This is a genomic window from Micrococcus sp. KRD128, assembly GCF_017168395.1.
Classification (GTDB): Bacteria; Actinomycetota; Actinomycetes; order Actinomycetales; family Micrococcaceae; genus Micrococcus; species Micrococcus luteus.
Map to the genome: position 1 here is coordinate 1,461 of NZ_JABFAX010000013.1, position 6,498 is coordinate 7,958.

The window sequence follows — 6,498 nt, forward strand, 5'->3', positions numbered from 1 at the left end:
CAGGAGACCCGCCCCATGCAGCTCGACCTGATCGTGGAGAACGCCCGCCTCATCACCGGCGACCCCGCCCGCCCGTCGGCCTCACGGCTGGGGGTGTGGCGGGGCGTCGTCGTCGGGGTGGACGAGGAGCTGGACGGCCTCGCGACGCGCGAACGCCTCGACGCGCGGGGGCGCACCGTCCTCGCCGGGTTCAACGACGCCCACGCGCACAGCGTCTGGTTCGGCCAGTCCCGACTGGACGTGGACCTCGAGGGTGCGCGCACCGCGGAGGATGTCCACCGCCGGGTCCGCGCCCGCGCCGCCGAGCTCGACCCCGGCGCCTGGGTGACGTGCACCGGCTTCGACCCCGGCCACCTCACCGGCCCCCAGCCGGATCGGGACGGCCTCGACGCCGCCGCCTCCGGGCGCCCCGTGCTCATCCGCCACAACACGGGCCACGCCGTCACGGTGTCCGGGGCGGTGCTGGTCCTGGCCGGCGTGGGGGAGCAGGTGCTGCAGCAGCCCGAGGGCGGGCGGATCCTCACGGACGCCGAGGGCCGGCCCACCGGTCTGTTGGAGGAGACCGCCATGAGCCTGGTGACCCGGCTGCTGCAGCCGGAGTCCCACGAGCACATCGGCGCGTGCCTGGCGCGGGCATCGCAGGAGTACGCGGCCGAGGGCATCACCTCGGTGACCGATGCGGGGGTGGCCGGCGGGTGGATCGGGCACAGCCCGCTCGAGTTCGGCGCGTATCAGCGCGCCCGGGACGCGGGGCTGCTGCGCACCCGCTTCCAGACGATGGTCACCCTGGACGCACTGCGCCCGGTGGACGGCCATCCCGACGACGGCACGCACCTCACCCTCGACGCCGGCGTGCGCACGGGGGTGGGCGATGAGTGGCTGCAGATCGGGCCGGCGAAGGTGTTCACGGACGGGTCGATGCTCGGGCAGACCGCCGCGATGACCGAGGACTACTGCGGCCACGGCCACGGCCGCGGCTACCTGCAGCAGGACGCGGGGGAGATGCGCCGGGCGTGCCTCGGTGCGGCGGCCGCCGGCTGGGCGCTGGCCCTGCACGCGATCGGCGACGCCGCCCTCGACTTCGCGCTCGACGTGATCGCCGAGGCGCGGGGCCGGTTCGGACGTCCCGTGATGCCGCACCGCGTGGAGCACGGCGGGGTGGTCCGCGACGATCAGGTGGCCCGCATGGCCGAGCTGGAGGTCGTGATGGCCACCCAGCCGAACTTCATCAGCGCGTTCGGCGGGTCGGTGCGGGAGCGGATCGGGCCGGAGCGGGCCGCGCTGTCGTACCCGGCCGGGCGACTGCTGCGCGCGGGCCTGGTGCTGCCGGGCAGCTCGGACCGTCCCGTGGCCGGCGGCCGCCCGCTGGAGGTCATCCAGGACTTCGTGCTGCGCCGCACTGAGACCGGCGAGCAGTACGGCCCGGACGCGGAGCGGCTCACCGTGGCCGAGGCCCTGCACGCCTATACGGTCGGCTCCGCGGAGGCGACCGGCTGGGGCGGCCGCAAGGGACGGCTCGTCGCAGGCCAGCTCGCGGACTTCACGGTGCTCAGCGAGGACCCGCGCGTGGTGCCGAGCGACCAGATCGCGGCGATCGACGTCGTCGCCACCGCCGTGGGCGGGGAGTTCGTGCACGGCGGGCTGTGACGCCCGGTCCCGGCCCCGGCACCCCGCGACACCCGGCCCCGGGACCCCGCGACGAGCCCTGCGATATGGCCCCTAAACCACGCGTTTGGGGGCCATATCGCAGGGCTCGTCCCGGAAGGGGGGTGGGGCATGTCCGGTGGCCCGGCGGTCAGCCGTGGCTCCGCCGGGGGCCTGCTCCCTACGCTCGGAGGACGGCGCGCAGACCGCGCGTCGCCCCGAGTCCGTGAGGAGCACCCCGTGGCGCACGACGACGCGAACACCACCACCACCGACCAGCTCACCCTGCAGGACCCCACGAAGCGCTACCCCGTGATCAGCCCGCCGGAGCAGTCGCTGCCCGGCACCGGCCTGGACGCGGAGATGACGCCGAAGGCCGACCTGGGTGAGAAGTCCTACCGCGGCACCGGCCGTCTCGAGGGCCGCAAGGCGCTCATCACCGGCGGTGACTCCGGCATCGGCGCGGCCACGGCGATCGCGTTCGCTCGCGAGGGCGCCGACGTCGTGATCAGCTACCTGCCCGAGGAGGAGAAGGACGCCCAGCACGTCCTCGAGGTCCTGCAGGCGGAGGGGCGCACCGCCGCCGGGATCCCCGGCGACCTGCGGGACAAGACGTTCTGCGCCGATCTCGTGGCCCAGGCGGTCGAGAAGCTCGGCGGGCTGGACGTGCTGGTGAACAACGGCGGCAAGCAGGTGGCGCAGGACTCGATCGAGGACATCGATGACGAGCAGCTCGAGGCCACCTTCGACATCAACATCCTGGCCCAGTTCCGCCTGGTCAAGGCCGCCCTGCCGCACCTGAAGCCGGGTTCCACGATCATCAACACCACCTCCGTGGTCGCCTACATGGCCCCGGAGCAGCTGGTGGACTACTCCTCCACCAAGGCCGCCATCAACACCTTCACGAAGGCCCTGGGCCAGCAGCTGGCCCCGAGGGGCATCCGCGTGAACGCCGTGGCGCCCGGTCCGATCTGGACCCCGCTGCAGCCCTCCGGCGGCCAGAAGCCGGAGGCCCTGCCGGAGTTCGGCCAGTCCACTCCGCTGGGCCGCGCCGGGCAGCCCACCGAGCTCGCCCCGGCGTACGTGTTCCTGGCCTCGCCGGAGTCCTCCTATGTGGTGGGTGCGACCATCCCGGTGACCGGCGGCATGCCCACCCCGTGACCGGAGCCGGGCGTTCCTGTCCCTGGGCGGTCACACCACCAGGGACAGGAACGCGCCGAGCGCGAAGCCGACCACGGTGAGCAGCCCGGCCTTCTCCCCGCCCTTCTCGCGGGCCTCGGGGATCATCGTGTCGATCAGCATGACCAGCAGGGCGCCGGCCGCGAACCCCTGGATGCCGCCGGTCAGGGCGGGGGAGGCGACGTCGGCAATCAGCCCGCCGCCCCACGTCGCCAGGGCGCAGACCACCGCCACGAGCGACCACTGGATCAGCAGGTGGCGACGCGTCTTGCCGCCGTCGAGGGAGTCGGCCGTGGCGGCGATGGACTCAGGCAGGTTGGACATGAAGATCGCCACGAGCAGCGCGAGGGACACGCCCTCGCCCGCGGCCAGCCCGATGCCCAGCACGAGCTGCTCCGGGATGCCGTCCAGCAGCGCGCCCACGGTCAGCGCGGCGCCCGAGGACGAGCCGCCGGACCTCGCGGCGGAGCGCTCCACCGCACGGTCGCCGAGGAAGTAGGCGGCCGCGCCGAGCGTCAGCCCGATGCCGACGGCGGCAGGCCCGGCCGCCTGCACGCCCGCCTCCGCGAGCTCGAAGGACACGGACGCGATCAGGGCGCCGGCGCCGAAGGCGAGCACGAGACCGATCGTGCCCATGTGCCAGCGGCGCAGGGTCGCCAGGACGGCGCCCACGAGCAGGGAGGACGCGGCGACGGCGCCCCACATCAAGGTCATCACGCGGGCCAGGCTACGCGCTGACCGGGGACGACGCCGGGCCGCCGCCTCAGCTCACCGCACGACCTCGTCCGCCTCGCCCGTGAGACCGAGCTTCTCGGCCACGTAGTCCACGTCCTTGTCCCCGCGGCCGGAGAGGTTGACGAGGATCCGCTCGTCCCGGCCCATCTGCGGGGCGAGGCGGATCGCGTGCGCCACGGCGTGCGCGGACTCGAGCGCGGGGATGACGCCCTCGAGCCTCGTGAGCCGCTGGAACGCGTCGAGCACGGCCGCGTCGTCCTCGGCCACGTACCGGACACGGCCGACGCGCGCGAAGTGGGCGTGCTGTGGGCCGACGCCCGGGTAGTCCAGGCCCGAGGCGATCGAGTGCACGGGATCCGGGGTGCCGTCGTCGTCGGCGAGGACGAGGGTGGCCATGCCGTGGAGGACGCCGTCGCGGCCCTGGGTCATGGTCATCGCGTGCTCGCCCTTGGTCGCGGAGCGGCCGCCGGGCTCGACGCCCACGAGCGCGACGTCGGCGTCGTCGAGGAACGCGGTGAACGCGCCCATCGCGTTGGAGCCGCCGCCCACCGCGGCGACGACGGCGCTCGGCAGCGCCCCGAACCGCTCCTGGAATTGGGCGCGGGCCTCGCGGCCGACCACGGACTGGAAGTCGCGGATCATCGTGGGGAACGGGTGCGGTCCCACCACGGAGCCGATCGCGAACAGGTACTTCTCCGGGTCCGCCGCGTACACCTCGAACGCCGAGTCCACGGCCTCCTTCAGGGAGCGGCCCTCGCGCTCCACCGAGACCACCTTCGTGCCGAGCAGACGCATGCGCACCACGTTCGGGTGCTGCTTGGCCACGTCGATCGCGCCCATGTGGATCTCGCAGTCGAGGCCGACCATCGCGGCCGCCGTCGCCAGGGCCACGCCGTGCTGGCCGGCGCCGGTCTCCGCGATCAGGCTGCGCTTGCCCATCCGCTTTGCGAGCAGCGCCTCGCCGATCGTGTGGTTGATCTTGTGGGCGCCCGTGTGGTTCAGGTCCTCGCGCTTGAGCACGATCCGTGCGCCGCCGAGCTCGTCGGAGAGGCGGTCCAGCGGGGTCAGGGGGGAGGGGCGCCCGACGGCGTCGCGCAGCAGGCGTCGGTATTCGGCGTAGAACTCGGGGTCCTGGCGCGCCTCGGCGTACGCGCGGGCGACCTCGGCCATGGGGCCGGCCAGCTGTGGGGGCAGGTGGGCGCCGCCGTACTGGCCGAACATGCCGTCCGCGGAGACGTCCAGATCCGGGGTGGTGACGAGGTCGCAGGCCTCGGCGAGGGTGCGGGGCTCGGTGGCGCCTCTCAGGGCGTTGTCCTCGGGGTTGCGGTGGGTCATCGGGGGTCGTCCTGGGATGGGGCCCGCCGAGCCGCTCATGACCGAGCCGCCCGGCAGGCGAGCGGCTCGTCGTGTCAGATGCGCATGACCGGGGCCGCCCTCAGGCGGTCCACCACTGCTGCGCGTGCATCTGCATGGGGCCAGCGTACTGCACGTCGGGGCAGGCGCGAGTCTCACCATGTGGCTGCAAATCTCAAAATATGGACGCCGCTCCCCGTCTCAGTGAATCGCGATTCACGCTGGATCCATGACCGTCACCGCCGTCGACACCCCGTCCCTGACCGCCGAGGCCGCCGCTGTGCTCGCCGCCACTCCGGGCATGCGGTACGCCGAGTTCCTCACCGCCGCCCCCGCAGTGCCCGGCATCGTGGCCGTGGTGGCCGAGGAGTCAGCCCGTGCCGCCCTGGGCCTCACCCCCGCCGCCGGTGACGTCCTCGCCGTCGACGTGGCCGACGAGAGCCTGCAGTGCCGCGAGGTGCGCGCCGCCTTCCAGTCCGGCCGTACCGGCGCCTCCCCGCTGCGCCAGGCGTTCGCCGCCCTGCTGGCGGGCGAGCTCGCCCTGGACGTGGAGCGCACCAGCCCGGGCGCGGCAGGCGCGGGCTTCACCCTCACCTCGGAGTCCGAGGAGACGCTCACGGCGTGGATGCGGGAGCACCTGACGCTGCGCGCCTGGGTCACCCAGGACGCCACCGCCCTCGAGGGAGTCGCCCGAGAGGTGGCCGCCGATTTCGCCCCGGCCCTGCAGCCGGGCGCCCTGGAGGCCTCTGTGGCGCAGCGGGCCGCGGCCATGAGGGCCTCCGCCCGCCGGTCCGCCACGCTCTGAGCCGTCCGGTCGACCGGGCGACGCCCCGGCCGTGGCGCTCGGTCTCGTCGTGCCGGGAGATCGCCCCCAGTCCGCTGACAGGATGGGTGCATGAAGCACGAGATCGTCCTCACCCGCGGGGACCTCACCCTGCGCCCCCTCACCCCCGATGACGGCCCCGCCCTGCGCGAGCTCGTCGACGCGGCCACGTGGGCGGGGAACAGCGCGCCCCTGCCGGTGGACGGCGCGGCCATGTCCGCGCACCTCGCCGAGCTGATCGAGCGGGAGGGCACCTTCGCGTTCGCCGTCGAGCAGGGCGGGGAGCTGGTGGGGCGCACGAGCCTCTATGACCTGGTGCCGGGGCTGCGGGTGGAGGTGGGGCACACGGTCTACGCCCGTCGGGTGTGGGGCACCTCCGTGAACCCCGGCTGCAAGCTGCTGCTGTTCGGGCACGCGTTCGAAGAATGGATGCTGGAGCGGGTGGCCCTGCGCTGCGACCACCGCAACGCCCGTTCACACGCCGCCATCGCCCGCCTGGGGGCGACGTTCGAGGGCACTCTGCGCCGCTTCCGCCCGGCGGCGGACGGGACGATCGCCGACGTCGACTACTTCAGCGTGGTGCGCGAGGAATGGCCCGCGGTGCGCGCCGGGCTCGAAGCGCGCCTGGCGGCCTAGGTGTTGTGGGTCATGAGGTTCTTGCCACGGGGTACGGGCTGAGATGAGACGAGCGGGCCCCTGCCGCAGGATGGAAGTTCCTCAACAACCCACCTGCCAGAAGAGACCCGCTCATGACTCACGCTAAC

6 protein-coding genes are annotated in these 6,498 nt (G+C 73.7%); 4 read left to right on the forward strand and 2 right to left on the reverse strand.

Annotated elements, in window-relative coordinates:
• Together J1M44_RS05465 and J1M44_RS05470 are read left to right on the forward strand one after the other, a co-directional pair.
• On the forward strand, positions 1-1,647 hold a 1,647-nt coding region (locus J1M44_RS05465; RefSeq protein WP_241252844.1), incomplete at its 5' end, for an amidohydrolase.
• A gap of 237 nt (positions 1,648-1,884) precedes the next feature.
• Positions 1,885-2,805: an SDR family oxidoreductase gene (locus J1M44_RS05470; protein WP_144824484.1), complete on the forward strand. Its 921-nt coding sequence runs from the start codon at positions 1,885-1,887 to the stop codon at positions 2,803-2,805.
• A gap of 30 nt (positions 2,806-2,835) precedes the next feature.
• Here the strand turns inward: J1M44_RS05470 and J1M44_RS05475 are convergent, their stop codons facing one another.
• Entirely contained in the window at positions 2,836-3,537 is a 702-nt protein-coding gene (locus J1M44_RS05475) for a ZIP family metal transporter (RefSeq protein WP_166437806.1), read from the reverse strand.
• A gap of 54 nt (positions 3,538-3,591) precedes the next feature.
• Entirely contained in the window at positions 3,592-4,893 is a 1,302-nt protein-coding gene (gene trpB, locus J1M44_RS05480) for a tryptophan synthase subunit beta (protein WP_206480722.1), read from the reverse strand.
• 247 nt (positions 4,894-5,140) lie between these two features.
• Here trpB and J1M44_RS05485 point away from each other — a divergent pair, with 247 nt between their 5' ends.
• Together J1M44_RS05485 and J1M44_RS05490 are read left to right on the forward strand one after the other, a co-directional pair.
• Positions 5,141-5,716, forward strand: a complete 576-nt coding sequence (locus tag J1M44_RS05485) for a hypothetical protein (RefSeq protein WP_144824485.1) — start codon at positions 5,141-5,143, stop codon at positions 5,714-5,716.
• Between the two features lie 90 nt (positions 5,717-5,806).
• Positions 5,807-6,370 carry a GNAT family N-acetyltransferase gene (locus J1M44_RS05490; RefSeq protein WP_144824486.1) on the forward strand — a complete coding sequence of 188 codons (564 nt, stop codon included), beginning with the start codon at positions 5,807-5,809 and terminating at the stop codon, positions 6,368-6,370.
• Positions 6,371-6,498 lie beyond the last annotated feature (128 nt).